This is a genomic window from Nocardia terpenica (assembly GCF_013186535.1).
In the GTDB taxonomy this organism is placed as follows: domain Bacteria; phylum Actinomycetota; class Actinomycetes; order Mycobacteriales; family Mycobacteriaceae; genus Nocardia; species Nocardia terpenica.
The window spans coordinates 1,351,235-1,376,691 of sequence record NZ_JABMCZ010000001.1 but is presented as its reverse complement, the minus strand read 5'-3'; the positions used below and the strand labels follow the sequence as shown (position 1 = coordinate 1,376,691).

The 25,457-nt window shown below is 63.8% G+C and carries 40 protein-coding genes; 35 read left to right on the top strand and 5 right to left on the bottom strand.

What is annotated here, in order from left to right:
* Nucleotides 1-614 precede the first annotated feature (614 nt).
* The 3 genes from HPY32_RS06465 to HPY32_RS06455 all read left to right on the top strand — a co-directional run bounded on the left by HPY32_RS06465 (nucleotide 615) and on the right by HPY32_RS06455 (nucleotide 2,066).
* Complete coding sequence (locus HPY32_RS06465; RefSeq protein ID WP_067592609.1) at nucleotides 615-1,139, top strand: XRE family transcriptional regulator; 525 nt, start codon at nucleotides 615-617, stop codon at nucleotides 1,137-1,139.
* 42 nt (nucleotides 1,140-1,181) lie between these two features.
* On the top strand, nucleotides 1,182-1,439 hold the full coding sequence (locus HPY32_RS06460) for a hypothetical protein (protein ID WP_067592611.1): 258 nt from the start codon (nucleotides 1,182-1,184) through the stop codon (nucleotides 1,437-1,439).
* Between the two features lie 90 nt (nucleotides 1,440-1,529).
* On the top strand, nucleotides 1,530-2,066 hold the full coding sequence (locus HPY32_RS06455) for an NUDIX hydrolase (RefSeq protein WP_067592613.1): 537 nt from the start codon (nucleotides 1,530-1,532) through the stop codon (nucleotides 2,064-2,066).
* On the opposite strand, the gene HPY32_RS06450 is transcribed toward HPY32_RS06455, so the two are convergent.
* Nucleotides 2,050-3,414, bottom strand: a complete 1,365-nt coding sequence (locus HPY32_RS06450) for an NsdA family TPR-like regulatory protein (RefSeq protein ID WP_067592616.1) — start codon at nucleotides 3,412-3,414, stop codon at nucleotides 2,050-2,052. The genes HPY32_RS06455 and HPY32_RS06450 overlap by 17 nt on opposite strands.
* Before the next feature lie 372 nt (nucleotides 3,415-3,786).
* Nucleotides 3,787-5,139 carry an NsdA family TPR-like regulatory protein gene (locus HPY32_RS06445; RefSeq protein ID WP_067596147.1) on the bottom strand — a complete coding sequence of 451 codons (1,353 nt, stop codon included), beginning with the start codon at nucleotides 5,137-5,139 and terminating at the stop codon, nucleotides 3,787-3,789.
* A gap of 170 nt (nucleotides 5,140-5,309) precedes the next feature.
* Between HPY32_RS06445 and HPY32_RS06440 the strand changes: the two genes are divergently transcribed.
* The 4 genes from HPY32_RS06440 to HPY32_RS06425 are packed head-to-tail and all read left to right on the top strand — an operon-like array spanning nucleotide 5,310 to nucleotide 8,118.
* Nucleotides 5,310-5,636, top strand: coding sequence for a hypothetical protein (locus HPY32_RS06440; protein WP_231951816.1), 327 nt, complete (start codon nucleotides 5,310-5,312; stop codon nucleotides 5,634-5,636).
* On the top strand, nucleotides 5,633-6,235 hold the full coding sequence (locus HPY32_RS06435; protein WP_156674646.1) for a hypothetical protein: 603 nt from the start codon (nucleotides 5,633-5,635) through the stop codon (nucleotides 6,233-6,235). Before HPY32_RS06440 ends, HPY32_RS06435 begins: the two co-directional genes overlap by 4 nt.
* Nucleotides 6,236-6,259: 24 nt before the next feature.
* Nucleotides 6,260-7,339: an aldo/keto reductase gene (locus HPY32_RS06430; protein ID WP_067592625.1), complete on the top strand. Its 1,080-nt coding sequence runs from the start codon at nucleotides 6,260-6,262 to the stop codon at nucleotides 7,337-7,339.
* Nucleotides 7,336-8,118 (top strand): endonuclease/exonuclease/phosphatase family protein, encoded by a 783-nt coding sequence (locus tag HPY32_RS06425; RefSeq protein ID WP_067592628.1) that lies wholly within the window; start codon nucleotides 7,336-7,338, stop codon nucleotides 8,116-8,118. The genes HPY32_RS06430 and HPY32_RS06425 overlap by 4 nt, the downstream gene beginning before the upstream one ends.
* Before the next feature lie 21 nt (nucleotides 8,119-8,139).
* Here HPY32_RS06425 and HPY32_RS06420 read toward each other — a convergent pair whose 3' ends face one another.
* Nucleotides 8,140-8,433 carry a hypothetical protein gene (locus HPY32_RS06420; RefSeq protein WP_171982672.1) on the bottom strand — a complete coding sequence of 98 codons (294 nt, stop codon included), beginning with the start codon at nucleotides 8,431-8,433 and terminating at the stop codon, nucleotides 8,140-8,142.
* 270 nt (nucleotides 8,434-8,703) lie between these two features.
* Between HPY32_RS06420 and HPY32_RS06415 the strand changes: the two genes are divergently transcribed.
* Nucleotides 8,704-10,359: a B12-binding domain-containing radical SAM protein gene (locus tag HPY32_RS06415; protein ID WP_216675881.1), complete on the top strand. Its 1,656-nt coding sequence runs from the start codon at nucleotides 8,704-8,706 to the stop codon at nucleotides 10,357-10,359.
* Here the strand turns inward: HPY32_RS06415 and HPY32_RS06410 are convergent.
* On the bottom strand, nucleotides 10,356-10,964 hold the full coding sequence (locus HPY32_RS06410; RefSeq protein WP_067592631.1) for a hypothetical protein: 609 nt from the start codon (nucleotides 10,962-10,964) through the stop codon (nucleotides 10,356-10,358). The two genes, HPY32_RS06415 and HPY32_RS06410, sit on opposite strands and share 4 nt — an antisense overlap.
* Before the next feature lie 84 nt (nucleotides 10,965-11,048).
* Here HPY32_RS06410 and HPY32_RS45590 point away from each other — a divergent pair, with 84 nt between their 5' ends.
* The gene (locus HPY32_RS45590) at nucleotides 11,049-11,510 is read left to right on the top strand and encodes an NUDIX hydrolase (RefSeq protein WP_067592633.1); all 462 of its coding nucleotides are present in this window, start codon (nucleotides 11,049-11,051) and stop codon (nucleotides 11,508-11,510) included.
* Nucleotides 11,507-12,046, top strand: coding sequence for a GNAT family N-acetyltransferase (locus HPY32_RS06400; protein ID WP_067592636.1), 540 nt, complete (start codon nucleotides 11,507-11,509; stop codon nucleotides 12,044-12,046). Before HPY32_RS45590 ends, HPY32_RS06400 begins: the two co-directional genes overlap by 4 nt.
* A gap of 110 nt (nucleotides 12,047-12,156) precedes the next feature.
* On the opposite strand, the gene dut is transcribed toward HPY32_RS06400, so the two are convergent.
* On the bottom strand, nucleotides 12,157-12,597 hold the full coding sequence (dut, locus tag HPY32_RS44420) for a dUTP diphosphatase (RefSeq protein ID WP_067592642.1): 441 nt from the start codon (nucleotides 12,595-12,597) through the stop codon (nucleotides 12,157-12,159).
* 583 nt (nucleotides 12,598-13,180) lie between these two features.
* Between dut and HPY32_RS06390 the strand changes: the two genes are divergently transcribed.
* The 25 genes from HPY32_RS06390 to HPY32_RS06275 all read left to right on the top strand — a co-directional run bounded on the left by HPY32_RS06390 (nucleotide 13,181) and on the right by HPY32_RS06275 (nucleotide 25,448).
* The gene (locus HPY32_RS06390) at nucleotides 13,181-13,894 is read left to right on the top strand and encodes a hypothetical protein (protein WP_067592648.1); all 714 of its coding nucleotides are present in this window, start codon (nucleotides 13,181-13,183) and stop codon (nucleotides 13,892-13,894) included.
* A gap of 661 nt (nucleotides 13,895-14,555) precedes the next feature.
* Nucleotides 14,556-15,026, top strand: a complete 471-nt coding sequence (locus tag HPY32_RS06385) for a hypothetical protein (protein WP_067592652.1) — start codon at nucleotides 14,556-14,558, stop codon at nucleotides 15,024-15,026.
* 65 nt (nucleotides 15,027-15,091) lie between these two features.
* Nucleotides 15,092-15,262, top strand: a complete 171-nt coding sequence (locus tag HPY32_RS06380; RefSeq protein ID WP_156674647.1) for a hypothetical protein — start codon at nucleotides 15,092-15,094, stop codon at nucleotides 15,260-15,262.
* Nucleotides 15,263-15,348: 86 nt separating this feature from the next.
* Entirely contained in the window at nucleotides 15,349-15,582 is a 234-nt protein-coding gene (locus tag HPY32_RS06375) for a hypothetical protein (protein WP_067592655.1), read from the top strand.
* 77 nt (nucleotides 15,583-15,659) lie between these two features.
* Nucleotides 15,660-15,962, top strand: a complete 303-nt coding sequence (locus tag HPY32_RS06370) for a hypothetical protein (protein WP_067592658.1) — start codon at nucleotides 15,660-15,662, stop codon at nucleotides 15,960-15,962.
* Between the two features lie 83 nt (nucleotides 15,963-16,045).
* Nucleotides 16,046-16,288 carry a hypothetical protein gene (locus HPY32_RS06365; RefSeq protein WP_067592661.1) on the top strand — a complete coding sequence of 81 codons (243 nt, stop codon included), beginning with the start codon at nucleotides 16,046-16,048 and terminating at the stop codon, nucleotides 16,286-16,288.
* Nucleotides 16,289-16,308: 20 nt separating this feature from the next.
* Nucleotides 16,309-16,527, top strand: a complete 219-nt coding sequence (locus HPY32_RS06360) for a hypothetical protein (RefSeq protein ID WP_067592664.1) — start codon at nucleotides 16,309-16,311, stop codon at nucleotides 16,525-16,527.
* Nucleotides 16,527-17,090: a MerR family transcriptional regulator gene (locus HPY32_RS06355; RefSeq protein ID WP_067592667.1), complete on the top strand. Its 564-nt coding sequence runs from the start codon at nucleotides 16,527-16,529 to the stop codon at nucleotides 17,088-17,090. The genes HPY32_RS06360 and HPY32_RS06355 overlap by 1 nt, the downstream gene beginning before the upstream one ends.
* Before the next feature lie 96 nt (nucleotides 17,091-17,186).
* A complete protein-coding gene (locus HPY32_RS06350; RefSeq protein WP_067592669.1) occupies nucleotides 17,187-17,564 on the top strand; it encodes a hypothetical protein in 378 nt (125 codons plus the stop codon).
* 88 nt (nucleotides 17,565-17,652) lie between these two features.
* Complete coding sequence (locus HPY32_RS06345; protein WP_067592673.1) at nucleotides 17,653-18,480, top strand: hypothetical protein; 828 nt, start codon at nucleotides 17,653-17,655, stop codon at nucleotides 18,478-18,480.
* Complete coding sequence (locus tag HPY32_RS06340) at nucleotides 18,480-18,833, top strand: GNAT family N-acetyltransferase (protein WP_067592675.1); 354 nt, start codon at nucleotides 18,480-18,482, stop codon at nucleotides 18,831-18,833. The genes HPY32_RS06345 and HPY32_RS06340 overlap by 1 nt, the downstream gene beginning before the upstream one ends.
* Entirely contained in the window at nucleotides 18,830-19,222 is a 393-nt protein-coding gene (locus HPY32_RS06335) for a hypothetical protein (RefSeq protein WP_067592677.1), read from the top strand. Before HPY32_RS06340 ends, HPY32_RS06335 begins: the two co-directional genes overlap by 4 nt.
* A 110-nt stretch (nucleotides 19,223-19,332) precedes the next feature.
* On the top strand, nucleotides 19,333-19,467 hold the full coding sequence (locus HPY32_RS45585) for a hypothetical protein (protein ID WP_269456523.1): 135 nt from the start codon (nucleotides 19,333-19,335) through the stop codon (nucleotides 19,465-19,467).
* A 24-nt stretch (nucleotides 19,468-19,491) separates the two neighbouring features.
* Nucleotides 19,492-20,043: a hypothetical protein gene (locus HPY32_RS06330; RefSeq protein ID WP_067592680.1), complete on the top strand. Its 552-nt coding sequence runs from the start codon at nucleotides 19,492-19,494 to the stop codon at nucleotides 20,041-20,043.
* Between the two features lie 2 nt (nucleotides 20,044-20,045).
* Nucleotides 20,046-20,627 (top strand): hypothetical protein, encoded by a 582-nt coding sequence (locus tag HPY32_RS06325; RefSeq protein WP_067592682.1) that lies wholly within the window; start codon nucleotides 20,046-20,048, stop codon nucleotides 20,625-20,627.
* 22 nt (nucleotides 20,628-20,649) lie between these two features.
* A complete protein-coding gene (locus HPY32_RS06320) occupies nucleotides 20,650-20,934 on the top strand; it encodes a hypothetical protein (protein WP_067592685.1) in 285 nt (94 codons plus the stop codon).
* Nucleotides 20,922-21,395 carry a hypothetical protein gene (locus HPY32_RS06315; protein WP_067592688.1) on the top strand — a complete coding sequence of 158 codons (474 nt, stop codon included), beginning with the start codon at nucleotides 20,922-20,924 and terminating at the stop codon, nucleotides 21,393-21,395. Before HPY32_RS06320 ends, HPY32_RS06315 begins: the two co-directional genes overlap by 13 nt.
* Nucleotides 21,392-21,613 carry a hypothetical protein gene (locus HPY32_RS06310; protein ID WP_156674648.1) on the top strand — a complete coding sequence of 74 codons (222 nt, stop codon included), beginning with the start codon at nucleotides 21,392-21,394 and terminating at the stop codon, nucleotides 21,611-21,613. Before HPY32_RS06315 ends, HPY32_RS06310 begins: the two co-directional genes overlap by 4 nt.
* Complete coding sequence (locus HPY32_RS06305) at nucleotides 21,610-21,840, top strand: hypothetical protein (protein ID WP_067592694.1); 231 nt, start codon at nucleotides 21,610-21,612, stop codon at nucleotides 21,838-21,840. Before HPY32_RS06310 ends, HPY32_RS06305 begins: the two co-directional genes overlap by 4 nt.
* Nucleotides 21,841-21,987: 147 nt before the next feature.
* Entirely contained in the window at nucleotides 21,988-22,410 is a 423-nt protein-coding gene (locus HPY32_RS06300; protein ID WP_156674649.1) for a hypothetical protein, read from the top strand.
* Nucleotides 22,411-22,417: 7 nt separating this feature from the next.
* Nucleotides 22,418-22,762, top strand: coding sequence for a hypothetical protein (locus HPY32_RS06295; RefSeq protein WP_067592701.1), 345 nt, complete (start codon nucleotides 22,418-22,420; stop codon nucleotides 22,760-22,762).
* Between the two features lie 67 nt (nucleotides 22,763-22,829).
* A complete protein-coding gene (locus tag HPY32_RS06290; RefSeq protein ID WP_082871671.1) occupies nucleotides 22,830-23,930 on the top strand; it encodes a DUF932 domain-containing protein in 1,101 nt (366 codons plus the stop codon).
* Between the two features lie 27 nt (nucleotides 23,931-23,957).
* Complete coding sequence (locus HPY32_RS06285; RefSeq protein WP_067592706.1) at nucleotides 23,958-24,200, top strand: hypothetical protein; 243 nt, start codon at nucleotides 23,958-23,960, stop codon at nucleotides 24,198-24,200.
* A gap of 117 nt (nucleotides 24,201-24,317) precedes the next feature.
* A complete protein-coding gene (locus HPY32_RS06280; protein ID WP_067592709.1) occupies nucleotides 24,318-24,836 on the top strand; it encodes a hypothetical protein in 519 nt (172 codons plus the stop codon).
* Nucleotides 24,837-24,902: 66 nt separating this feature from the next.
* Nucleotides 24,903-25,448: a hypothetical protein gene (locus tag HPY32_RS06275; RefSeq protein WP_156674650.1), complete on the top strand. Its 546-nt coding sequence runs from the start codon at nucleotides 24,903-24,905 to the stop codon at nucleotides 25,446-25,448.
* The last annotated feature ends 9 nt before the right edge of the window (nucleotides 25,449-25,457 follow it).

Genomic DNA, 25,457 nt, shown 5'->3' with positions numbered 1-25,457 from the left:
CGACACCCCCCGGGTTTACACCCCGCCCGCCCGGCTTGATTGATTGGTTGCACCTATCGCCCCCTGGCCAGTTTCTACGTTCCAGGCAGACCTTGGTGTTTGGAACGCAGTACGGTCTTCACCCCCGAGTCTGACGCTCGGCAGCTTGAATCAGCCCCGCACCTTCCCATCCGGGAATCGCCTGGGACCGAGCGTTCGGGAGGTTGCGGGCAGAGTAACCCCGTAACTGCAAGGGTTACGGGATGCCTAACGCGGGTTCGCCCGGTCGGTCGGAACGGTGTGGCCTGGTTAAGCAACGGGCTCGCGGGAATTACTCGGAGCCCCAGGACTGGGAGCTATCCCAGGCGGTCAGCTGCGGCTACCACGCCGCGCCCGCTCGAGTCTGCCTTTACCGGGTGGACCTGCCTGGATCGAAATAGGTGCAGAGTCCCCGTTTAACGGCTCCGCAACGCTGGTGAGGCGTCCCACCCGTTTGGATCCCTACGGGCGCAGAGGGGCGCGCCATAGACCGTGGCGCGCCAACAACCGTACCATGCATTCCATGGAACGCGGATAGGATGGAACGCTTGCTGGAGTCGAGCTGGTCAAATGGGAATCGGGCTACACTGTCGGGCGTGCCCTCCAGCCTGGAACTCCGCGAGCAGCTCATCGGCGCTATCGCTGATGTCATCGCCGAACGCGGTGAGCAGTACCAGGACATCGCTCTCCAGGTCGGCATCGACAAGGGGGACGTCAGCCGTCTTGCAAACCGGCTCATCGAGGATTTCTCCGCAGAGCGACTCGTGAACTACTGCCACCTATTCGGGCTGAAGCTTCGGATGCGCGTTGACGGGCGGAACGACAGATCGAAGGTGTCGGGGCCGTCGACGCGATTGAGCACAAAGGCAATCCCAGAGACCGACTACACCGAGGCCGGGCGGTTGATCCGCCAGTTGGGCAACACCATCGCCGACGAGATCGAAACGTCGCCCCTCAAGCAATCTGACTTCGCCATCCAGAAGGGGCTGCCGCGGTCGACGATCTCCACCCTGAAGAATCGGCGCCTGGATCGCTTCAAGCTGGACACTCTGATCGACTACGCCCCAAGGTTCGGCCTCCAGGTCGACATCACCGCATCGCCTGCCGCCCGCTCCGCTTGAGCCCCACGCCAGCGCGAGGATCGACCAGCTATTCTCGAATGCATGTTCGATAAACTCGCGGTCGGCGACAGCGTTGCCTGGTGGGCGGACAGCCACGGTCGCGGTGTCGAAGCCCACGATCCCAAGGCGGTTCTCCGCTCGGGACGGGTGGTCAGCGTGCACCATCATCCGACCGAACCCAATCGAGTGGTTGCATGCCTGGTGGAATGCCGCGCCCCGGCCGCAGGCGTCTATATCGCGACAATTCGGCCCGACCAGGGCCATCAACCCACGGTGCTGACCCGTGCGGATGACCATTAGCGGCGACCCGGCTGCGTAGTCCGGCTCGTTCACAGACCAGATTTCGCGTCGCGCAGGCTTGCCCCGACTCTCCGCGATACGGTCGAGGGTGTGAGGCGCACCCAGTGGAAGATCCATGGCGAAAACCTGGTGGACGAGAACCGGCATATCCGACTGACGACCGTCGATGTTGAGCTTCCCGATGGAGTGCGGTTCACCCAGTACGTCGCGCGGATGCCGCGCTGCGCAATGACGTTGGTGCTCAATGACAATCGCGAGGCGCTGCTGATGTACCGGCACCGGTTCATCATCGACCAGTGGGTGTGGGAGTTGCCGGGCGGATATGTCGACGGCGCCGAGGATGTAGCCGCGGCAGCAGCCCGCGAAGTCGAGGAAGAGACAGGCTGGCGCCCGAGGTCGATGGAACACTTGGTGACCTACCAGCCCTCAATCGGCAGTCTCGACCAGCCCCAGGAGATCTACCTCGCACGCGGTGCCGATCCAACTGGCAGCGAACCGGATATCAATGAGGCGGAGGAACTCGGCTGGTTCCCCCTCAGCGAGGCCGCGAAGATGATCGAGCGCGGCGAAATTGTCGGCGCCGCTACCGTAGTCGCGGTGTACCGGGCTCTCACTCTCGACGTTTAGTCAGCTCAAGGACCTGGTTCCGGAAGTCGTCCACGTCCGGGAGCTGAGTGTACGGACTCAAGCGGGTCCTCAGTTCCCGCAGGTAGGCATAGCTGCGGCGTGAAGCCAAACCAGTGGCGATGTCGAGTGCTTGCCGTCCGACTCGCACAGCTTCGTGTGGATCGGCCTCTACGCGTGCGGAGGCCAGCAGGGCGAGGTTGAAGGCTCGACCTCGGAGGTAGCCGTCCGACATATCGAGCGATTGCTCGGCGAAATGCGCTGTGCGGGCATCGTCGCCCAAGTCGCGGAAGCAGTGAGCGACCTTCGCGGACATGTACGCCCCGTCGAAATAGCTCAGCCAGGCCGGTCGATCAGAGGCCACGTCCTTGGAAAAGGCGCGCTCTGCGGCATTGATGGATTTGGCGCACATCGAGTCATCCGTCCGGGCGGCATGACCATGCGCCTCGACCATGTGGCATTCGGACTCCAGCGCCGCCAACCCCGCGCTGCGCGCGGCGATCTGTGCTGCACGGGCCAGGTCGACTGCATCGCCTGGGCGACCGACGTACGTGGCCTGGTGACTCATGGCGGCGAGGATTTCGGCTCCGAGTCCTGCGTCCCCGGCTGCTCGTGCAAGACGCAGCGCCTGGATTAGGTATCGCTGCGCAAGCCCATGTTCTTCTTGGTCATATGCTGCCCAGCCGGCCAGCTTCGTTAACTCGGCTGTGGTCGCGAAGAGTTGGCGGCCGATCGGCTCGGCGTAATTTCCGCGCAGAAGCGGGGCTACCGATCCGTGGAGGTACTGGACGATTGTCGCCCGTACTCGTCCGCCGCCAGCCTTGTTGTCCAGTTCGCGAAATGCAGCGGTCATCATGCGTATCGAGTCGATGTCGCTCTGACCCACTCGACGCACGCCCATGGATACCGGATGTTCCGGGCCAGGCAGCGTCAGCCATCGCATTGATGCCGCGGGGTACACCGCCACCGCGTACGAGGCTCCGATCAGGAACCTTCTGCGCTCCACATCACTCCTCCACAGCGCCGTCACCGACGCTGTTGCTTCGACCAAGCTCAGTGAGAATTCCAGTCCCAGGTCCGCTGGTTCCTGGTCGCCGGCCATTCCACACTCAAGCGGGGTTATCCGGCGTCCGAGCGCTTCGGTCATCACCTCCGCAATCAGCACCGGTCCAGGGGGATAAGGCTTTTCACCGTCGAGCCACCGCCCGACCGATCGGTAGTCGTAGGCCAGCTCCACTCCAACAGCGGAAGCCCGGTCGACCACCATTCGCGCGAGCGCTCCACGACTGATCCCGGACTCACACAGCAAGTCGTTTAGCTCGACGTTGGGTTGCTTGGGTGGGCGTCCCATAGCGGGAGTGTTGCACGGGCTACACGATCGCGCCATCTCTAGTTCGTATCCCACGCCCCCTCCTCACACCCCCACCCCCAACACGCACAACTACCCCCGCCCCACCCGTTACGGCGACGGGCCCGTTGCGCGTCTCCTATAGCGCATGGACGTGGCGCAGATCCTTCGTGAAGCCATAACGCAGATGTCCCAACGGCTTCAGCAACGCGCTGTCGACTCACAACCGGATTCGGAGCAGGAAATGACGATGAATGTGACCGGGCCCCCGGGGAAGCGCCGCGTGAGTGACGTTCCGCCGGAAGGCAAGCCAGACAAAGGGGGACCAGGCTCGGGACGGATGCAGTGAACGGAAGCCCCGCCCGCCGGAGTCCCTTACGCCGCGAGCAGAACCCGCGTCCGCTCGTTGAACTCCGCCACCAGCGGGTGTGCGCCGAACGAGTTCATCTTCTGCTGCACATCACGGACGGCCTCAATCGACCTCGAGGACTTGACCTTCCGGGAAAGATCGAGGGTCTGCACGCCGGCGGCGTACGCGGCCTCAAGGTCGCGCTTCTGGATCTGAGCGACTGCCAATGCAGCGTGCGACAGGGCGCCGCGACGCGCCCGGTTCTGGTTTCGGGCGTAGCTGATCGACCTTTGGGCGTGTGGCTCAGCGTGATCCGGCAAACCGAGGTCGCGGAACGCATTGGCCCACTCGCCGCAGATGTACGCCTGGTCGATGAATCGAGCCCATTCCGGTTCCTGTTCCGGATTTACGGAAGAGAAGGCGCGTTCGGCCTCGTTGACCGCATGGCTGGTGCCGGACTTGTCGCCCAAGGTTGCGAGTGCTCGCGCTTCCAGCGTCCACAGATCTGCCAGACATGCAGGGGAATTCGCTCGCGCGAGACCTTGCCGACCGGCTTGGGCGAGGCGGCGGCCTTCTTCGGGGTGGCCCAGCAGCGTTGCCTGGTCCGCCATACCCGCAAGCACATGAGCGCCAAGGGCGGGATCGCGCGATTCCTCGGCGAATCGAAGGGCTTGGATCAGGTACCGCTGCGCGGTCCCGTGTTCCCCGTTGTCGAATGCCATCCAGCCGAGCAAGTATGTCTGCTCGGCTGCTGCGCCACACAGCGCACGGCGGGTCTCTTCGGTGTGTGTCCGCCCGAGAAGGGGATACACATGCTCGTTCATGTATGCGGCCAGGACCAGCCGACCGGAGCCGCCGCCCTGGAAGATGTCCATCTCCTGGAAGGTGCTGAACATGTTCTTCACCGCGGTGACGTCTTCGAGTCGCACTTTCTGACGCTCGTCAGGCAGCTGGTCGAGGGTGTTGAGCAGCCAATCGCGCGAGGGCTCGACAACAGCCGCCAAGGCGAAGGGTGCGGCAGTGAGGAATTTGCGGCGGTCCACGTCGGCCCTTCCCAGGTCGGTTACTGCTTCGATCGTTCGTGTCAACGATGGGCTGTAGGTAAGGGCTCGGTCAACCGCATACGGATCGGCGAAGCCGAGATCGGCCACGGTCACCCGGTAGCCAAACCGGGACGAGAACAAATCCGCAAGGATCGCCGGCACCGGCGGCCGAGGCTGTTCCCCATCCTCCACCCAACGGCGGACGCTCGAGGTGTCCGGCCGAATCTGCGGCTCACCCCATTCGATCGCGAGGGCACGCACCTTGCGCGCGAACTCGCCACGGCTCCAGCCCGAGCGAGCCAGCCAGTCCGAAAGCTTCACATTCGGAGCCTTCATCACACCACCTGTTCAGATCTCGCGGCCGGCAGATTCAACACCTCTTCAACACCCCCAAAGAACTTACTCGTCGCAGGTCACACCTTCCACACTCAAATAATCCTGGCTGGGGGTAGGCAGGCCGCCCAGCCCGCACAAGAGGGGCAACAATGAGGGACACACCAACCGCTGTGGGGTATCTCCGCACCGACATCAGCGGACAACACCAGCAATGGGATGAAACCCGAATGCGTAACCGCGCAGCGCGTTTGGGCTACAAGCTCGCCAAGACTGTGGCGTTCAGCAACCGCCAGGACCAGCCGATCGAGAAGCTCGTGGAGACGGTTCGCAAGGTTGGGGCGGAAGCGGTATTCGTCCCCGGGCCACAACATTTCGAAGGTCAGCGGATTCCCGTCGAGATCGTGCAGATCGCCGATGTGGTCACCGTCGACCCGGAAGGCACCTACGCGCGCAGGGCAACCGGCGACGTGCCCGACCTGAACGAGACGCAGCGATGACGGCTACCGGGCCGAAACCGCGGAGGCCCAAGGCAGTTGGCTACATCCGCGGCGATGTGGCCGGTCACCACCTGGACAGGCATGCCAACGAGATCGCGCTTCTGGCGCGACGAATGGGCTATCAGCTGATCTACATCGTGCGGCTGTGGCCGCAGTCGGTGCCGGAGCCGCTTCGACACGTACTCGGTATCGCCGCGGGATTGGATGCCGCCGCGGTGATCGTTCCCGACCTGGAACATGTCGACAACCAGCCGGGCCTTGTCTGCGACCTGTGCGACCTGATCACCGTGTTCCCCGAAGAAACCTGGGCACGCGCGCTGCCTCTCCACAGCGACCCGTGCGAAGAGATGACGGTGAAGGACGCTCACCGAACTATGCAGGTACACATCACCTGCCGAGCCATGCATTGCTCGCGGAAAGCCGCCGCGCTGAAGACGCTCGTCGGTGCAGGGAGGGTCAAGCCGGCGACCCTCAGTCCACGGCAACGAGCGGCGGACCGCGGCCTCAAGTTCGAAGTCGCCGACACCGAACCCGACCTATCCCCCGGCGCCGACCTACAGACCTTGCTCGACGTCCTCGACGGGCTCCGGCGAGTGTGAAATCCAACGAATAGAGGCAAGAAGATGATCACGCGAACACTGGGAAGCTCCGGGATCGAGGTTTCCGGACTTGGAATCGGCTGCTGGGCGATCGGCGGGCCGGACACCAACTTGGGCCTGCCGATGGGCTGGGGACCAGTTGACGAGTCGGCTGCCATCGCTGGGCTTGAGCGTGCGTGGGAATCTGGCGTCACCCTTTTCGACACCGCGGACGTTTACGGACACGGCCGCTCGGAACGCCTTCTCGGGCAGCTGGTCCCGCTGGTGCAGCGCGAGCGCATCCAGCTGGTGTCGAAAGTCGGCTACTTCGCCGGAACCGCGGCCCACGGCTACGACCCTGGCCACATGCGCCGCCAACTCGAACAAACCCTGGACAACCTGAACACCGACTGGCTGGACGTGTACTTCTTCCACCACAGCGAATTCGGCCCCGATGACGAGCGCTTGGAGCTGGCCATCGAAATGATGAACAACTTCCGCACGGAGGGCCTGATCCGCGCGATCGGGATGCGAGGGCCGCACCGCTACGCACCCGACAGGCTGTCGACCGGGCCGAAAGCCAACAAAGAAGCCCGATTCCGGGAGCTGTTCGACCGCATCCGACCCCAGGTCCTCGCAGTTCGTGACAACCTGCTGACACCCCAGACCCGATCAAACAGCATCTTCACTTTCGCTGAGGACCACGGCTGCGGCGTCCTGATCAACAAGCCGCTATCGCAGGGCCTGCTGACAGGCGCGTACACCACAGCCGAGCCCCGTACATTCGGGCCGCAGGATCACCGTGCCCGCAAACGCTGGTTCACCGGCGACGCGGTGCGGGTGATCGAGGCCGGCCTGGACCAGGTGCGCGCGCTCGTCGGCCCCGAGTCGAACGATCTCGTCCGGATAGCTCTCTGGTCCTGCCTGATGCGCTCGGACAACGCGGCGGTACTCGTCGGTTTCAGCGATCCGCAGCAAGTACAGGCCAATATTGATTGCTTGGGAGAACGGCCCGGCGACGAGATCCTCGAGCAGGTTCGCGCGATCATGGCCGACGTCCAAAAGCAGCTCGACGCCGACGGCGAGGTATTCGTGGACGAGGTATCAACAGGAGAGCAGCAATGACGATCAGCAGCGAATCCGAGATCCGCTTGATGACGCTGAACGTCCAGCGCGCCAGCGAGGTCCGCGCACACCACCAGGTGGCGTGGCTTTCCGAGTACGCGGCCGACGTCGTGGTCCTCACCGAGGTGTCCGCCGGGCGCGCTGGAGATGTCACTGCCCGCCTGCTCGAGGAAGCGGGCTACAGCGTGCATCTGTCGAAGCCGGGAGACGACAACTACCGGGTGCTACTGGCCGCGCGCGGAGTGGTCGAACCGATCGAGGCCGCAATCACAGTGATGCCCAACCGATTCGTGTTCGCTGGCATCAAGCCGTCCACGGGGTCCTGCTTCTCCGTCGCAGGACTGTATGTCCCTTCACGCGGGCCGAAGGAAGCACGAAACGTCGCAAAACGGGCATTCCAGGAGGCGGTTGCCGCGACCCTTCCGCAACTAGCCGAGCAGGTTGAGGTCGGCCCCTGTGTCATCACCGGCGACCTCAATGTGGTCGAGCCAGGGCACACACCGCACTACAAAGTGTTCGGCACGTGGGAATACGACTTCTACCGATCCTTCGCCGCCAATGGCTTCACCGATGCGTTCCGGCTCCGCCACCCGGACCTGGTCGACCATTCATGGTTTGGCCGGCCGGCTAAGAACGGCAGCCGCAATGGATATCGGTTCGACCACACCTTCATCAGCACCGAGCATCGCGACCTCGTCTCCGACTGCTATTACGAGCACCAGCCACGGCTTGACGGCATCAGCGACCACGCCGCGATGATCCTGACCCTGCGTATGTAACCCATTCCCTACCAACACCCTTCAGCGCCCGACCCCAGATCGGCTCGCGCTGCGGCCCAGTGCTGCCGAAAACCGGTCGGACACCCCGCCCAGAACGGCATGCCCATGCATCACACCGACCCCGTCACCTACCGCATCCTCCGTGCGGTCGCTCTCGCCAACGGTGACACCACTACGACCGCAAAGCTTCTCACAGACCTCCACCTCACCGAGCCCAACCGGCTGCGAGACATGCTCGCGACCACGATGCCCGCACGCGTCGTCGTCACCGGCACGCTCGACCGCCGCCTCCTCCTGGTCGAACATGAAGACCACGCCACCTGGACAATCGCCGAACTGTCCGGTCAGCCGCTTTCCGACCGCGACTGGCCCACCTGGGCGCGTGACGGAATCGTGTTCGAGGAAGGCGACTCCTGGATCAGCAACGCGAATCTGAACGAAGCAGCGGAACACCGATTCGCTCGCCCTGCCGTGCTACTGACGGCTCTCTACCATCCGGAGTACTTCCCGCTGCCCCGGTTTCCCTTGGCCATCAGCGATCTCGCCCGCGCGGCCCGCGCCACCCTCACAGGCCACACCACGTTGATGGACATGCAGCTGGGCGTCACCCTCGACGACATCATCGAGGCGGTCCATACGCGCAGACCCGACATCCTCGGCATCTCAGCGACATTCGGCCAACATGACCTCCTCGTGAATCTGCTCGAGGACATCGAGTCACTTCACGATCGGCCGCTGGTCATCGCCGGAGGCAGCCTCACGGCCCGCAACGAACACCTCCTGCTGGAACGCTGGCCGTGGTTGCTGATCGCCCGCGGCGCCGGCGAACCCACGATCGCCGACACGCTCGCATTCTGGAATCGTGACATCGGCTTCAGCGAGATCCGCGGCATCGGCTACGTCGGCGCCGCACGTGGAGAAGGAACTCTGGCCATCGGCCGCTACCGCAAATCCGCGACCGTCCCCAACCGGACCAGCACCGACATCTTCCCCGAACTCGACCTTCTGGCACCGACTTTCGAAAACCTGGGCGTCGCGCAACTCGAGTCCTCCCGCGGCTGCACCAACTACTGCTCCTTCTGCCCCCGCGGCCACAAAGGAAAGTGGTCCGGCGTCCCACCGGAGCAACTGCCAATGATCGTGTCGGCCATGGGCGATGTATTCGACCGATATCCCCAAATCGCGAGGACGCTCTATCTGGTCGATGAAGAATTCGTTGGCCGCGGCCCGGACGCTGTCGATCGCGCCCTCAACGTCGCCGAGGTCCTCCACCAGCAACGCTTCGCCTGGGAAACCTCCTGCCGAGTCGACCAGGTCGTGCGCACCGATACCGACCGGGCCTGGCATCTCGAACGCGCGCAAATGTGGAGATCGTTGTGCGAGAAGGGACTTCGGCGCTGCTTGTTCGGCGTCGAATCGGGCGTGACGTCGATCCTCACCAGGTTCAACAAGGAGACCACCGGTGAGCAGAATGCCCTGGCGATCAGAACCCTGTCCGCGCTCGGCGTGCCGACCAGATTCACTTACATCACCTTCGACCACCTCATGACCGAAGCCGAACTGCGAAGCACCTACCACTTTCAATCCCGCACTGACCTCATCCTGAAGCCACTGCCCCACATGCCGATCGAGGACATCATCGACGGCGTCCGAGACGAATCCTTCGTCGCCGAGCACACCACCGGCCGACCCTTCTACACCGGCATCTCCTACATGCTCGTCTCGATGGAATGCCTAATCGGCGCCGCGTACACCAAACAGGTCCAGGCCGCCGGACTCGCCGGCGCGGCCCGACCGTCGATGGGACGCCTCGACGCCCAATTCGCGGATCGCCGAATCGGCGTCCTGTCCCAGCACGCACAGCTCTGGGTCGACCGGCATTTCGCCCTCGACTACACCCTCAAGTCGCTGGAAAAGATCCTCGACGGCCACCCTCGCGCTGCGGCAAGAGGAGCACGAGGAGTCATCAAAGACGCGGCATTCGAACTCTTCAGCGACATGCTCGACACTCTCGACGTGTGGTCGCCGGACAGCACCGACCTCGACGGATTGGCAACCATCCTCACCAAAATGATGGACGCACGCTTGGAACCACTGGCCGAACGTATGACGAAAACCGTTGCCGGCCTGCGACAGATCCTGCCTCCCGATGACCGGCAACTCCTCGACGTCGAGTTCGACCGATGGACCGACCGCAGCGGATGGGAACTGATCAACGCAGCCGATCCATGCGGAACCTAGCTGGCGGCCTCGGGAATCGGTACCCAGTTGAACTCAGGGCAGAACCGCGCATAGGTGGTGAGCTTCCAGGCCGCGTACTCCTCCAACCGGCCCGTATCCCGAAGCAGATGCTTCACCCAGGTGTGCGCGATCCGCTCAGGGTCGGTCATGGTCGCCTCGATGTCGTCGAGCATCCGGCATGCAACCGCGAAGTCCTCCTCGGTCTGCACGCTCAGGTCGACCTCGACCTCATCGACGGAAAACACGTACACCAACCGGGTCGTCGAGGTGCTGGTGAAACGCTCACCCTTGAACTTCGCGTGCCGGTCGATGACGGAGCGCAGCTGCTCGCGCTCGTCGACCGGCCAGCCGATAGCAAGATCGAGGTCGCTGGTCTCGAGATTGCAGCGCAGTCCGAACGATCCGACATCGCGGGGCTCGCGGCCGGTCCATTCTCGGATGAGGTCTGACGCCTTCGTTCGGGTGGCGAGCAATCGCGCGTCATGGGCGCGGCGCGCCTGCCAGAATGCCTGTGCCCGAGCCCATTCCGCGGCCGGAAAGTCGTTTGGTTCGGCCCAACCCGAGGCCACGATCGCATCCAGGTCGAACACCTTCGCGTCTGTCACAGGGGCAGGCTACCGTCACAACGTCGCAGATCACCGTGTTACACGAAACTGACTCGCCCAAATGAAACCTTGAAGGGATCCTTGGTGCCGTACCTCAACCACGTTGACGTTCACCTCCTGCTCGTGCGCGATGACCAGATCTTCCTGGCTCGCCGAGCCAACACGGGGTACGCCGATGGGCTATGGAATCTCCCCTCCGGAAAGCTCGACCCGGGTGAGGATCTCATCGCCGCAGTCATGCGCGAGGCGAATGAAGAGGTCGGGTTGGAGCTGGAGCGCCCCGCGATGCAGCTGGCGACCGTCGTTCACAAGCATGCGCCGGACGGTCCTGCGCGGGTCGGGACGTTCTTCCTCGCGACACGCTGGGTCGGCGAGCCCCGCAATGCAGAGCCGCACAAGTGCAGTGAGATCGCATGGTTCCCCATCGACGAATTGCCTGACGATGTTGTGCCCTACAGCAGGGCAGGGATCGAGCAGTGGCGCCGTGGTGAATCGTTTGGCCTGCTCGACTGGCCGCACCATCGACTCGCAACCGGTGCCGCATGATGTGGACGATTCGCAGAGCGGAGTCCGGCGACGGTCTTCGGCTCCGCTCGCTTCGACTCCAGGCACTAACCGACGCGCCGGAAGCCTTCCTCGAGACTTACGACCAGGCGGTGGCCCTCGAACCTGGAGAGTGGGAATCGCGCATAGAACGGTCACGGCAGCCAGGGCACCAACTCCTGGTCGTGGGTGAGGCCGGCGGAATCTGGTTGGGTATGGCAGGGGCTTTCGTGGATTGCGATCGCGACTCTGCGGATCTGACGATTCCGGTTGGTCCGCAAGATCGTTGGGCGATGCTCTGGGGCATGTATGCGGTCCCAACAGTTCGCGGCCAGGGCCTCGCCGCTGAATTGTGCACTGAAGCGCGCAAGTGGGCGGCCATCGAAGCGCGTGTGAGCTGGCTGGGTCTGGACGTACGGGATTCAAACGCTCGCGCGATCCGGTTCTACCGGCGCGAGGGATTCGAAGTCGTGGCCCGCCGCGAGCACCGCGAGTTGGGTGTGACATCACTGGTGATGGTGCAACCGGTTGCTATCTGACTTGCGCCATGTCGGCCACCGGCCTACGGGAAGCGCGTGAACGATGCCGAGCCACTCGCAGTGCCGACAGCTCGGCATCTTCATGTCACAGTGACGTTTCCATCGAGACCCTAGGCCAGGCTCGAATGCCCGCCGCTGGAGCCGAATCCGCCGGTTCCACGTTCGGCTTCCTCCAGCTGCTCGACACATTCGAAGTCGACCAGCTCGATGCGCTGAACGATTAGCTGCGCGATGCGGTCGCCGCGGCGGATCTCGATCGGGGTGCGCGGATCCAGGTTGATCAGGCAGACCTTGACCTCGCCGCGGTAGCCGGCGTCGATGGTGCCGGGCGCATTAACGATCGACAGGCCGGCTTTGGCGGCGAGGCCCGATCGCGGATGGATGAGCCCGACCGTTCCGATTGGGAGTTCCAGCGCGATGCCAGTGCCGACGAGCACCCGCTCCCCCGGCCCGATGACCTCGTCGTTAGTCGTGCGCAGATCCACGCCGGCATCGCCTTCGTAGATGCGGACGAGGTCGAACCAGGTGGGGTCTGATTTCCGGTATCGAATGGGTTCGCGGGTCACGCGAACCGAGGCTACCGAGTGCCGACGGGGCGGTTGACTGCAATTACACCCCTTGGAACCCGTACGCACGGCGAACACCCGAGAGGTGCGCTGTCCTTTAGATAGGGGCGGGGAGGGGGGTCCGGGCTGGGGGTCGGACTGCGAGCGTGCCGTATGTGGCCGAACCGCGCGGCGGGTGCTCCGATTCGTTCCTGTGCCGCGCCATGGCGTACCGGTGGGCACCGTGCCGCGCCGAGGGCGCGCCAGCGTCAGCGACTCGCGAGCCGTTGGCGCGCGCCATCCGTGCCGTGTTCGCGCCGAATGGTCGCCGCGCGACGTTCTTGCAGGTCAGAGCCCTTTTTCTTCTTTACGTGAGACTTAGGCCAGACTTACTTAGTCTCACCTAAATCATCTCGAATACCCCCTCTGACCTGGCATTTCACCGCAGGACTTGACATGTCGCCGCACTACCATCTAGCTTCGTTTCTCGTCACCGACCAACGGCGACAGCGACGGACCGGCCAGCCACCACGGCGGGCCGCGACAACAGCCCGGACTCACCGGCCGGGCGAACGATGGGAGACCCGAAATGACCAGCGCCACAACGGAAGCCGCCACGGCCACCACACCCGAATCCTTGGATGAGCCGCTACTCATCGGAGAATGCGAGATCGAGCCCGGCGTCCGATTCCGCAAGGTGACCAAGGGCGGCAAGCACATTGGCAACGTGATGGCGTTAGGCGATGAATGGCTCGGTATGCCAGTCCGACAGGGCACCGAACCGATCTACGCCGCAACGCTGAAAGACGTTGTGCTGGCACTGGAAACGACCGCCAAGGGTCGGCGTAGCGAGCGCACCCCCGCCGCCCCCAAGGATCCAAAGGTTGCCGCATTGAAGGCGCTTACACTGGCGGCTCGGTACAGCGACCGGGCGGCGGGCGATGTCAAGAAGATTGAGCGTCGGTGGGACCGCTTCCGTAGCACGGCCGAATACCGCAATGCATCCGACAAGGTGCAGGCCGCGAAGGACGCGCTGACCAAGGGTGCACAGACTCTCGCCAAGCAGGACCGGCTGGACGTGGCAGAGATCGAATTCACCCGGCTCACCAAGATTGATGAGGCGTGGGCGGAAGCTGTCGAACGGTTCGAACAGCGTGCCGCTACCGCTAAGGCGCAGCTTGCCCAAGCGCACGCATTTGCCCAGGAACCCGACCAGGGCGCGACTCAGGCGGAAGCGGACGCCGCTGTGAGCGAAGCGCGTAAGCCACGTCAGCCGCGTAAGCCCAAGGCTGCGGCCAAGTAGCGACGGCCGATTCTGTACGGCAGCAATCCGGCGATAAGCCGGATTGCTGACCGGGCAGAGTTTCCGTAGCGGAATCTCTAGGGGACACCATGTTTGAGCCCCGGCGACAGTTCTCACGATGGACGGCTAGCAGCGGACTATGGCGCTGAGCGGGGTAGGCCCTCGCAAATCTTCGCCCTTCGGGGCAAAACGTCACCTTTCGAGGTGAATTCCTTTGCCCCGCTTGGGGCGCAATCCCTCGCCCCTCGGGGCAAACCCAAATCCGGTGCGCAACTGAACGTTGCGGCCAGCCCTGGAGCCCTGGGTGTTTCGCGGAACCAGACAGTCGGCGCATGCGCCGGGCAGTGGAAGCGAACGGGCTGTGTCGTTTGAAAACTCAATAGTGGGCCATTGGTGGCACCGATAACCATCCGGTGCGGCAGAGAGTGCGTGAGATTCCGTTTCGACGTTTCAAATGCACGGAACGTGTCGCCCGGTGTCACCACCGAAATTGTTGCCCTGCTCGGGGATTCGTCTCCGGGCAGGTCTGAGAGTGCACCGCGCAATCGGTGCATTGTCAGACCTGTGTCAGCAGGTCTTCGGCCAGTCCTGGCCGCCATGGTCGGCGCGATTCACCGCGCGCTGGCCATGCGTATCCACCGTGAATGATGGGAGATCCCAAATGGTTTCGCTGTACAAGTGGACGCCGCAGCAGTACGAGCGCGCAGAGCAGTTCTTCGATGTGTTCGACGGTGTGTTCCGGCCGTCGGCGGGGCGTGCGGTCCCGTCCGGTGTCGAGGTCGTGACGGTTGACCGGGACTACACGGTGACGGCCGCGCAAATCTCGCCGGATGGCGTGGCGCGGTACTTCCGTGATGGCGTGCAGATTCCGCACGTCGATCCTGTCCTGCCGTCCGCGATGACGCGCACGGCCGAGCGGTACGCGGCAGTGTTGCCGGAGGTACACCATGCGGTATTCGAGCAGGTTTACGGGTTGACCCCGGCGCGGGCCGCTGAGGCACTGTTGGTGCACGCGTCGGGTATGCCGCTGTGCCTTGAGACGTGGCTGTATGCGGCGCGGATTGATGCTCGGCTGCGTGCTGCGCTGGCCGGTGCCGAGCACATCGTGCGTCTGCCGATGTTCGTGGTTTAGCTCGCCAATCGCTGTGGCCGCCATCCATTCCGGGTGGCGGCCTTTCCTATGCCCAAGGAGGGCTGATGCTTTCGCTCGACAAACCCACCCGCACCCTGGCCGCGCCGCGAGATGCGCTGGCGGCCTATCAGGTTGAGGCCCGCCTGCGCGCCCCGGGCCTGGCCGTCCCGATCGTGTCCGGCTTGCTGGCCAACAACGCAAATGCGCTGGCGTTCGCCATCGAGTACCGGCGCTGAACGGGTGAGCGGAGCTACCGGCCCGCCCGGTAGTTCCCCCGACTCTTCAGCCACTCATTCGTAATTCGTTTCATCGGGAGGAAGTCATGGAAGTGGAGTTGGAATGGCGTGTCATTTCGAAATGGATGGACGTCGCCATCCAGGCCGCCGAGACGGAGGGATGGCACGTCTGGCAGGGGCCTGATGCCAGCTGGCGGTTTCGGCGTGAGGGCGTCTATGAGCAGTTTCCGGCGACGCCGGAGACGATGGACCAGCTCAAGTACTTCCTGTTCAAGGTGCAGCGGGTGCTTGGGGTTGATTTGCAGAAGGGTATGGCGTGAGGCAGTCTGGAATCTTCGGATCATCCCCGGTGTTTTTGCCCGGGGATATCTCTTCGGCGGACGTGGGAGGTTGGATCATGCCGGGCTGGTCACTCGAGGTGCAGGCCGATACGGGAGCGTTGACCGAGCAGCAGCAGTCACGGCTGATGCACGGGTTCGGTCGCTGGGTGATGTTGTCCCACAACACCGCAACTGGCCGCACATCGTTCGGTGTGCCAGTGGAGGATGCGCCGCTGCGGGAGGCGATCACCGAGACTCTCGATACCGCTGAGAACGTGCTGCGGTCGGTGCTGGCGGACGCGCGCCTGGTGGGTGTGCAGGTCATCTCCGCAGAGGATCGCGACGCCGAGCTGGCTGCCGCCGGAATCTTCATCGACTAACGACAAACCAAATCTCCAGGGCCCCGGGCGATCTGCTCGGGGCCTTTTTCGTGCCCGGAAACGGGCGGACAGGCTGGAAGAACATGACGTACACGGTCGAAATGTGGGGCGCGTATGGCGGCCACTTGGAGTCGGGTCTCAAGGGTAGCGAACGCATGTGCGGCCAGCTGGTCGAGCAGGTGATGAATGATCTGCTGCGCGACGGGTGGGCCATGGAGGTCATAACGAGCGACATCCTTGGCGGTCTCGCAACGGCTTTCACAATGCGCCACCCGGTTACCGGCCAGGAGATCGGCGGCTTGCGCACCGTGGCGGTGGCCCGATGAAAAAAGCCACACCCAAGCGTATGCCTGTCGTCGGTGACGTCTACCGCGACAAGCGGGAGGACAACTTCCGCACCCTGCGAGTCGTCAAGGACCTCGGCGATGGCCGTTTCGAGTGCCTGGTCATCGAACAGACCTACCGAGGCATAACCAAGTACCCGAACCGCACCACGACGCCGAGCGTCAAGCACCTCACGACCATGTTTGTCCTGATCAGCGAAGGCAAGGAGGCGACGGTCTGATGCCGGTGTACGTGTGGCTGCGGCCGGAGTTTGAGGGCCGCGAATCCGAGCTGATGTTGCTGGCTGATGTGGCCAAGGAGTTGGGGGTGAGCCCGCAGGCGGTGACGAACTGGCGTCGGCGGCATCCTCGGCAGTTCCCGCCCACGGTTGCGATGGTGGGCCGCCTGGTCTACGTGGCACGGGCCGAGGTGATCGACTTCGCGGCCAGCCGAGGACTGCCGCAGCCCGACGTCGTCCCACCGCAGAATCCTTCGACGGTTTGGCATCGGCCTGAGTTCATGGATCGGCCGCACCTACTGGTGAACTTGGCGGAGGTCGCCGCGCAGTTCGGTGTCTCTCGCCAGGCGGTGTCGTGGTGGCGCCAGCGCGGTGACGACTTCCCCGCGGCGGTGTTCGAGAGCGCGCGGCAGGTGCTGGTTGTCCGCACTGAAATCGAAGACTGGGTTCGGGCGCGCAACCTGGCCCGCGCCGAGCGCGCTCACGCACGACGAGTGCAGGCCAGTCGTGAGCGTGCACGTCGGCGACTCAGTGACGCCGTGCTCACGCCCGGCACCGCCGCCTGAAAGTCCCAACAGATTCAGGCCCCCGACGCGGGTGCCGTCGGGGGCTTTCTCACGCCCTTCACCGGGGCGCATCAACCATCCAGGGAGACAACCGAAATGAAGACGATGACCGCGTTCGCCGCCGGTGCGCAGCGAACGCGCGCCGAGGTGGCGCTGTTCGAAGAATGCGGCCTGCCGATCTCGCCATCGGTCGCGCGAGCCATAGCTCAGCACTGGGCAACCGCGTCCTCAGATCTGCTGCCCATGGCCATGGGCATGCCGTTCGAGCCGGAATCGGCACTCGCCGACGTCGAAGCACGCATGAATCTGTCGGGTTACCGGGCTGGTGAACTGTCCGCTCTGGCGGCGTGGCTGCGGAGCAAGGTCCGGGTTGCCGGTGGCGCGAAGCGTGAGGCACTGGCTGCGAAGACCGTTGGGTGCGCCGCCGGCCTCGACCTGTTCAGCGTCCGGGATGAGGTCATCTCCATGAGGTAGGTATCGGATTTGAAGTTCGCCCCCATTCGTGGGGGTGTTTTTGAACCCCGATCTTTACACCGTAAAAGAACGAGCAGAAAGATATTCGATGAAGGTTCTCGAACTGCTGGATTCCGACCAGATCCACGAAGCTCGGCAGTGGATCTACGACCACACCGAGCATGTCGGCTGGGATTGGACCGGCACCGAAGTCACCACCTACTTGGATGAGAACTACCGAGGTGGGACGAATGCCTTCGACGCCTCGGTCCGGGGGCAAATGGCACGGGCCTACGGAAAGGACTGGCACAGCGGGTGCGACCACTTCGCCACCTTCTACAAGGCGTCCTGGCGCTCAAATGGCAAAGACCTGCTGCTGATCAATGCCACCCGCTCCAAGGACTGCTATGGCTACGACGACGCCATCGGCATCGCGAACACCCGCGTCCTGCACCGGCAGTGGGGAACTGCCGCAGGGCTTTCCGACGGTCCGTACGCCGATTGCGATTACCTCGCACTGGATCTCGATTCACTGGCGCCCGAAGACCTGACCGATGTCCTCGACTCCCTTGAGGGCTACCCGTGCCTCGACGAGGAGGAATGGTCAGCCGTCGAACAGGAGCAGATCCAGGAGCACTGGGACGACTACGGCCGCTGGGATCTGCACAAGGCGGTCCGCGAAGCCATCGGAGCGTGGGAACTCACCGAGGCCGGCGAGGCACTCATCGACGAACTCGCCTGGGGCGGATACATCGACTACGGCCACGGCGGCGGCTACCCCAACATGATCGACCCGTCAGCCTGCGACTTCGGCGAGAAGGTCATCCCCGAATGGATCGCCACCCGCCTGGGCACAGTCGTCACCCTTGCCCGCTGGCGCGGCGACGAGCTGGTGCTGGATCTCCGCCACCGCAACCTCATCGCTGAATCCGCGTGATGCCCGACGACAGCTGGATCGAGGAGCTGCGGGCCGCGATCGAATCCGAGAATCCCGGCGTCTCGCTGTGGATTCACGCAGCCGACACCTACCTGATCCCGGCCCGCCTCATCGTCCCTGAAGGCGAACGCAACCGCGGAATCGGCACCGCGATCATGCACCGCATCCTGGCCGAGGCTGACCGACGGGGCGTGCCGACCGCGCTGACCCCCAGCAACGCATACGGCGGGGCGGTGACGCGGCTTCGCCCCTTCTACCGCCGATTCGGATTCGTCCCCAACCGTGGCCGGGCGCGCGACTTCGCCACCGCTGAGGCGATGGTCCGCGCCCCCAAACCCGAAGGAATCAAATGACACCCATCGAACGCCTGGACCTGGGCGTCATCGACGGATTCCGGATTCACGCCCGGATGTACGGCGACGAGGACGAGAGCCCCGAGCGCAAGTACGACCCGATCCTGTGCGACCCCGAGCTGATGGCGGGCTGGTGCGCCGACGAGTGGTGCTTCGTCGGCGTACAGGTGACCGCAAGCCGCGCCGGTGTGGAGCTGGGCGAGGCGTCGGTGTGGAGCCTCGAATACGGCTGGTACAACGGCCGATACCACAATCCGCTCACCGATTCCCCAGCCACGCATGAGGACTGGGTGTACGGGAACGGTCCGAGCCTCATTCATCAGGCCATCGCGGATGCATTCGAAACCATGGCTGCGATCCGAAAGCCTGCGCGTCTTCAGGGGGTGTAAATGCCTCCCTTCATGTCCATGTCTGCTGGTTATTCTCGCTCGGCAACGTAGAGCGAAATGCCTTACCGGCAACAACATTTACAAGAAACAAAATGAAAGAAACACCACGAATGCGGACGATCTACACCTACGACTATCTCGCCTACGTGCTACAGACCGGCAACTTCCGCAAGGGCTGGAACGGCGAAGTCCCCTCCATTTACGAATGCGTCGAGAACTTCCAGCACGAACCCGTCTTCGTCTAACCGCCAGCAGCTGAGGAGAAGCCGATGACCACCACTCACGACGACGTCACCTACGCCGACCGCGTCGAAGCCGCGCACCTCGGTCAGGTAGCAATCCTGGCCAGCGCCAGCGCAGGCGGCCACCAGCGCGCGATCGAAGAACTCGACAACACCGACGAGTTCCAAACTCTCGCATCGGATGTCATCGCCAACGTCCTAATGACCGCATACTCCCGCGGCGAGGACACTGACGCCATCCTCGCGCACGCCCTCTACCACTTCCAAGGCGAGAGGCTCCCCGAGGCGGTCGAGAACGTCGCCATCGAGGCACGCGACGAAGGCGAGTTCGACATCTGCGACTGCGGCTGCGGATTCGTGGCCGAGGAAACCTACATCACCAACGTCAACGGCGGCCTAGACATCCTCGTCTCGAAGATCGGCGGCGGGATCACCGGTCAGGCGTACCACGGCGAATGGACCTATCACGTCACCCGATGGGGCAAGCCGCTCACCCGCCCGAGCAAGTTCACCAGCCGGGCTCCGATGACCCACCGCGACGTCGCATACGCCGTCGCCGAGTACTTCACGGAAGGCTGACCATGGACTACGGCGACACCTTCCACATGCGAGCCCACCGGATCGCCGGTTACCTCGGCGACGAATGGTTCGGTGCACCAGGCAACCTCATCGACGGCAGCGACGCCCGCATCACCCGGGATGACGGTGCGCAGATGTGGACTCGTCTGATCCAGCGTGGCGCGGGCCGAAACCGGCAGACCCGCATTCTGATCTCTCCGACATTCGGAGACAGCGCGCATTTCGTTCCCAACCTCGACGCCGGCCGTACCGAAATCACTATCGGCACAGCCCGGTCCGACGAGCAGATCGCCCGCGACATCCGCAAACGCTTCCTGCCTGCCTACCTCCAGTCCTACGAGGCGGCGCACGCCAAGCAGCTCGCTTGGGAGCTGGAGCTAGCGAACCGGCAGGAGTTTGCCCAACGGCTCGGCGCGATCATCGACGCCCACAAACCAGGCCACACCAGCTACTGGCTCTTCGGTGAGACACCGCACCGAGGCCAGTTCCGTATCAACGGCGCCACGGTCGAAATGCAGTTCGAGCTTCCCCACGACGAAGCCGAGCACCTGCTGCGTTTCGCGGCCGACCTCACCACCGCCTAAACCACCGCCCCAGGGAGAAGTCATGAGCAGCAACGTAATCGAACACAATCGTCAGGCCGCCGCGCGAGCACTGACCACCATCAATGGTCATCGCTGGACCGTCTTCGCGCCGATCCGCAATCCGATCGTCGAGGACGCGGGCGAACTGCGCGAGTACATGGAGGACCTCGTCCGCGACGTCCTCCACCTCGCCCGCCTCAACGACATTCCGTTCCTGGACGTCGTGCAGGATGCCACCGAGAGCCACGACCAGGACTGGGCCGCCGAGATTAACGAAGCCACGGAGGCCGTGCGGTGGCAGATCTGAAGCTGTTCACCATCAACGTTTCCGGTGCCGAACGGCACGACGGCGAGAAGCCATACACGTACGCAATGAGGGCAGAGTCGATGAAGACCGCCAAACGGCTGGCCTGGCTGTACCACCTCTGGCTAAACGAATCCGAGGAAGGCACGGTCGCAGCCGACGGCACCGTCCCCGGTGCGCCGGAGGCGGAGAACCGCCTCACCCGCAGCGACTCTCACGCCGACGTCGTGGTCATCGACTGCGAAGAGTTCCCTTGCCATGAGGGAGCGCCATTCGAATGTGGCGATCCCGCCCATTACGAGTGGGGCGCGAAGTCGGACGGTAGCTGCCGGTGCGACTACTACTGGTTCCGGCTTTCTCCTGGCCGCACGAAATGGCCCGTACATCCCCTGAAGAACGAGGCGCGGCTCCGCGAACTCGGTTACAAGATCCAGCGCAAGACCCCCGAGGAGACCACGTGGTGACGACCAAGACCATGCAGGTAACCGTGAAGGCCACCGCCGAGATCGAGGAGATCTGGACCGTGAAGGTCCCGGCGGACTGGGATGGGGATCCCGAGGAACTGCTCGAACTCCTCGGCAAAGGCAAGAACTTCGAGTTCATTTCCGACCGGGTTGTTGGCGACGAACGGAATCGCGAAGTCATTGGTATCGAGGCGATCTCGACGGAGGCGGAGGAGTGAGCGCCACCCGCCGCAGGCGCGAGCAGCTGATGGATTTCGTTGTCCTGCACGGCTCCGACCTACTCTCCGCACTGGATCGCCTCGCCGACTACTACGACGAGGAAGCCCACATCAACGGCCCCCTCGATGACTGCGACGACAACTGCGCCCAGTGCGACGACGTCATCCAAGCCGACTCGTTCCGACAGGTCCGAGCCGAGCTGAAGCAGCTCCTCGACCGCGTGTAGCGGTCACCCCAATCAATCCACCCGCCAGGCCGCGAGCTTCATGCTCGCGGCCTGCTCAAACATGGGAAAAGCCAAGTGACACAACGCAATGACATCGTGCCCATCGGATCGGCCTCCCGCGCCGTGTGGGACGAAGCAGACGAACTCATGGTCCGCGCGTGGGTAGTGGAGTTCGAGCAGGGCCGGAACGAGCCCGAATGGTGCCATGACTGCGGCGCTCTCGATGGCGATCTGCTCGAGTATGCCGACGGCATAGTCCACCGATTCGCCGGAGTTGGCCTGGCGGGCAACCTGATCCTCGCTCCGTGCGTAGACAGCGTGCCTGTGGACGGCACATTCGAGCTGATCGGAAACGGCCAACTCGTCTACGTGGGTAGGGCATACGACGGTGACGCCGCGGTGACGCTCGAACCCGTCGATGCAGGCCAGCATTCGCTGGCTGCTGCGTGGGCGCACCATCACGACGACGAGTCGGCACCGAGGGTGATGTTCACGATGCCCGTTCGCCGATGGAAAGTGAGCGTGCCAGCACCGACAGCTTTCGACCTGTTCGATTACAGCGGCTGGTGAGGCGCGAATGACCTTCTTCAACGACGGCAGCCCGGTGCACAACTACGACCCGTTCTACGACCTGCGCGGGACCAACACCGTGCAGGTCACGGTTCACCATCCGCTCCGGCCGCACATCACCCCGGCGCTGTCGGACGTATTGGACTGGGTGGACCTCCGCGAGACCGAGGACATAGATGTCCTGGCCATGGACGCGGTCTGCACGCTGTGCAGCACGGTGGTCTACCAGCACGAGGACGGCGACAGCCTCGGCACCCTGGCCCGGCACGCCCTGGACCACATGCACACCTGCTCAGGCTGGGACGCCCACTCCAAGTGGCCGCGCCCGTCCGACGACAACGTCATCGCCTGACCCTTCGCTTTCACCTGGCGGATACCGGCCGCCAATTCCTCACCACCCAAACACCAAGGGAGAAACCATGTCTCGCGAAACCATGGAATGGCTGAACACCAACATCTTGGTCGGAATGACCGAGAAGCGCGGAAACGCCTGGCACTACAAGGCGACCATGCAGGGCGAGGAGCCCAATCACTACCCCGGCTTCATCCCGGTGGACGACATCATCCGTCGCCTGTTCAACTTCGAAGCCAAGTCCGGCGTCAGCGCGTTCGCCGAACCGAGCACGCTCACCGGCGAGTGGAACTGGATCGGCCCGGACGGGCAGCCGTACATGATCCACCTGACCCAGACCGGTCGCCAGACGATCTACCACTCCGAAACCAAGTACGACTTCGGTGTTTTCAAGGCAGGCTACGAGCCGCATCAGTACCAGGAATGGCTTCTGGCCAAGGTCGCGCAGCTCATCACCGCAGACGGCCTCGCAGCCAGTACCGACTCGCTTGGCGTCACGTCGGCCGGCCTGCTGCGTGAGTCAGCGCAGGCGTGGGTGCAGATCGAACGCCCGGACACGGTGAAGACCGCTGAAGGCGTGGACTTCCGGCCGAACCTACTCGCCTGGACCTCCCACGACGGCTCCCTAGCCACCCAGTATTCGGCGACACACACGCTGGTGGTGTGCGACAACACCCGGTTCGCCGCCGAGGCCGAAGCGCGGGCATCGGGGCTGCGGTTCAAGACCAAGCACTCGAAGAACTCGAAGCTGAAGATCACCGAGGCCCGCGATGCGTTGAAGCTGATCATCGACAGCGCCGACGACTTCGCCGACGAGATCCGTGAGCTGTGCAGGATCTCGGTCAGCACCCGCCAGTTCAACGACTTCCTGGGCGAGTGGGCTCCGATGCCCGAGAAGGAAGGCGCAGCCAAGACCCGCGTGGTCAACAAGCGCGAGAAGTTGACCGACCTGTACCGGCACGACAACCGCGTGGAGCCCTGGGCGGGAACGGCTTTCGGTGTGTTGCAGGCAGTCAACACCTACAACCACCACTTCGCGTCCATCGGCAACAGCAAGGTCTCGCGCGCCGACCGGAACATGGCCAACGCCATCGAGGGCGACACCGCCAAGAAGGACGAAATCGCCCGCAAGGACCTCATGCGCGTCCTCGAACTTCAGCCGGCCTGACCACCCCAACAACGCAGGAGGAGCCCCATGCCCAAGCAGTTCATCGAATACACCTGGACCCGAACTTCAACCGAGCAGTTCACCTACAAGCAGCCGCTGGAAGAGTTCATCGACCAGTACAAGGAAGAGCTGGGCGGCGACGACCCGGAAGCGCTGAGTCCCAACGAGATCGCCGAAATCCTCTCGGACAACCTCAGTGACCTCGAAGAGGACTCCTACCTCGTCGAGCGCGATAGCGACGTCGATTTCGTGTCGCACAAGTTCCTCTAACGCGCCCGCCGTTTGAGTCGGGCACGCATCGCCACCGCGGTGCGTGCCCGGTCCTGACCACTGGCGCGCTCGTCCGAGCACCCATCGAAACCCATTCCCCACCAAGGAGGTACAGCCATGTCCGCAGCCGCCACCCCAGTCGAGGAAGTTGTCATCCGTTGGTCGACCACCGAGCAGTTCGAGATGCGCGTCTCCCGGGCGGAACTGCTCGAGATGCTCGCCGGTGACGACGAACTGCCCGACGACCTTGACGAACTCGACGACGACGCGGTCTCCGAACTCTTCGACTCGGAGGTACTGGCCGAGGAGGAGGGCAACGAGGCAGGCAATTACGTCGCCACCACGGACCGCGAGATCGACGAGATTGAGATCGTGCGGCCCATCCCGGACCAGTTCGCGCATTTGCGAGTGGGGCATCGAATCCGGGTCGTCCAGGTACTCGAAGAGCCTCGGTTCGAGTCGAAGAGACGCATCGAATCGGTCGGATCCATCATCGCCCTCGGCGGCTCGGGGCTGGTGCTGGCCTGCGGCGGCGGCTTCGCACCCACCTCTGTGAGCTGGCGGGACAACGTGGAGATCACCGCAGTGACCGATGGCATCGCCGAGGGCAAGATTGTCTCGGCCGCTTGGGACTAGCCCATGGGTGGCGACTTCAGCACCAACCACATCAAGTACACGTGCAGGCGCTGTGGGCGAGTGGGTGTGGCCGCATTCAAGTCCTCGGACCCTGACGCTCGATACCTGACCTTCCCAGTGGTGTGTTACTGGGAAGTACCTTGCGACCGAAGGTATTTCGCTCGGCGCGCAGCGCAGAAAGACGCCGAGCGAGTCAGGGCCGCCGAGCACGCGGCCGAGCTGGAGCTCTACGGCATACAGCCGCCGGTCGATCTCGACAGCGATGCCCCGCGGCCGTCGACCGCCGAGGTCATCGCGGACTGGGGCGTCCGGGTCTACCCGATAGAGCAGCCGCAACATGAGAACGGAGCGATTGAGACGTCCGGAAGTACGGAACTCACTGTCGGCCAAAAGGTTCGGGTCGTCCGAGAGTTCGACCGGCCCCACCGGCTGACCGGGCATCGCGGCGTCGTGTGGGTTGGCATCGTGACCGTCGACGACGGCATCACTTTCGGACTGAACCTCGGCGACCGCCACATCCAGATCGAGTGGCGACCACGCAAGGACTTGGTGAAGACGCAGACCATCACCGGGGTCGACGCGTCCGAGCCTCCATCCAGAACTCATTTCTGATGAAACCAC

What these genes read in the sequence shown, in the direction of transcription:
- HPY32_RS06460 (WP_067592611.1), top strand. Translation starts at nt 1,182, where the DNA reads ATGTTCGATAAACTCGCGGTCGGCGACAGCGTTGCCTGGTGGGCGGAC.
- HPY32_RS06450 (WP_067592616.1), bottom strand. Translation starts at nt 3,414, where the DNA reads ATGGGACGCCCACCCAAGCAACCCAACGTCGAGCTAAACGACTTGCTG.
- HPY32_RS06445 (WP_067596147.1), bottom strand. Translation starts at nt 5,139, where the DNA reads ATGAAGGCTCCGAATGTGAAGCTTTCGGACTGGCTGGCTCGCTCGGGC.
- HPY32_RS06435 (WP_156674646.1), top strand. Translation starts at nt 5,633, where the DNA reads ATGACGGCTACCGGGCCGAAACCGCGGAGGCCCAAGGCAGTTGGCTAC.
- HPY32_RS06430 (WP_067592625.1), top strand. Translation starts at nt 6,260, where the DNA reads ATGATCACGCGAACACTGGGAAGCTCCGGGATCGAGGTTTCCGGACTT.
- HPY32_RS06425 (WP_067592628.1), top strand. Translation starts at nt 7,336, where the DNA reads ATGACGATCAGCAGCGAATCCGAGATCCGCTTGATGACGCTGAACGTC.
- HPY32_RS06415 (WP_216675881.1), top strand. Translation starts at nt 8,704, where the DNA reads ATGGACATGCAGCTGGGCGTCACCCTCGACGACATCATCGAGGCGGTC.
- HPY32_RS06400 (WP_067592636.1), top strand. Translation starts at nt 11,507, where the DNA reads ATGATGTGGACGATTCGCAGAGCGGAGTCCGGCGACGGTCTTCGGCTC.
- HPY32_RS06390 (WP_067592648.1), top strand. Translation starts at nt 13,181, where the DNA reads ATGACCAGCGCCACAACGGAAGCCGCCACGGCCACCACACCCGAATCC.
- HPY32_RS06385 (WP_067592652.1), top strand. Translation starts at nt 14,556, where the DNA reads ATGGTTTCGCTGTACAAGTGGACGCCGCAGCAGTACGAGCGCGCAGAG.
- HPY32_RS06380 (WP_156674647.1), top strand. Translation starts at nt 15,092, where the DNA reads ATGCTTTCGCTCGACAAACCCACCCGCACCCTGGCCGCGCCGCGAGAT.
- HPY32_RS06375 (WP_067592655.1), top strand. Translation starts at nt 15,349, where the DNA reads ATGGAAGTGGAGTTGGAATGGCGTGTCATTTCGAAATGGATGGACGTC.
- HPY32_RS06370 (WP_067592658.1), top strand. Translation starts at nt 15,660, where the DNA reads ATGCCGGGCTGGTCACTCGAGGTGCAGGCCGATACGGGAGCGTTGACC.
- HPY32_RS06365 (WP_067592661.1), top strand. Translation starts at nt 16,046, where the DNA reads ATGACGTACACGGTCGAAATGTGGGGCGCGTATGGCGGCCACTTGGAG.
- HPY32_RS06360 (WP_067592664.1), top strand. Translation starts at nt 16,309, where the DNA reads ATGCCTGTCGTCGGTGACGTCTACCGCGACAAGCGGGAGGACAACTTC.
- HPY32_RS06355 (WP_067592667.1), top strand. Translation starts at nt 16,527, where the DNA reads ATGCCGGTGTACGTGTGGCTGCGGCCGGAGTTTGAGGGCCGCGAATCC.
- HPY32_RS06350 (WP_067592669.1), top strand. Translation starts at nt 17,187, where the DNA reads ATGAAGACGATGACCGCGTTCGCCGCCGGTGCGCAGCGAACGCGCGCC.
- HPY32_RS06345 (WP_067592673.1), top strand. Translation starts at nt 17,653, where the DNA reads ATGAAGGTTCTCGAACTGCTGGATTCCGACCAGATCCACGAAGCTCGG.
- HPY32_RS06340 (WP_067592675.1), top strand. Translation starts at nt 18,480, where the DNA reads ATGCCCGACGACAGCTGGATCGAGGAGCTGCGGGCCGCGATCGAATCC.
- HPY32_RS06335 (WP_067592677.1), top strand. Translation starts at nt 18,830, where the DNA reads ATGACACCCATCGAACGCCTGGACCTGGGCGTCATCGACGGATTCCGG.
- HPY32_RS45585 (WP_269456523.1), top strand. Translation starts at nt 19,333, where the DNA reads ATGCGGACGATCTACACCTACGACTATCTCGCCTACGTGCTACAGACC.
- HPY32_RS06330 (WP_067592680.1), top strand. Translation starts at nt 19,492, where the DNA reads ATGACCACCACTCACGACGACGTCACCTACGCCGACCGCGTCGAAGCC.
- HPY32_RS06325 (WP_067592682.1), top strand. Translation starts at nt 20,046, where the DNA reads ATGGACTACGGCGACACCTTCCACATGCGAGCCCACCGGATCGCCGGT.
- HPY32_RS06320 (WP_067592685.1), top strand. Translation starts at nt 20,650, where the DNA reads ATGAGCAGCAACGTAATCGAACACAATCGTCAGGCCGCCGCGCGAGCA.
- HPY32_RS06300 (WP_156674649.1), top strand. Translation starts at nt 21,988, where the DNA reads ATGGTCCGCGCGTGGGTAGTGGAGTTCGAGCAGGGCCGGAACGAGCCC.
- HPY32_RS06295 (WP_067592701.1), top strand. Translation starts at nt 22,418, where the DNA reads ATGACCTTCTTCAACGACGGCAGCCCGGTGCACAACTACGACCCGTTC.
- HPY32_RS06290 (WP_082871671.1), top strand. Translation starts at nt 22,830, where the DNA reads ATGTCTCGCGAAACCATGGAATGGCTGAACACCAACATCTTGGTCGGA.
- HPY32_RS06285 (WP_067592706.1), top strand. Translation starts at nt 23,958, where the DNA reads ATGCCCAAGCAGTTCATCGAATACACCTGGACCCGAACTTCAACCGAG.
- HPY32_RS06280 (WP_067592709.1), top strand. Translation starts at nt 24,318, where the DNA reads ATGTCCGCAGCCGCCACCCCAGTCGAGGAAGTTGTCATCCGTTGGTCG.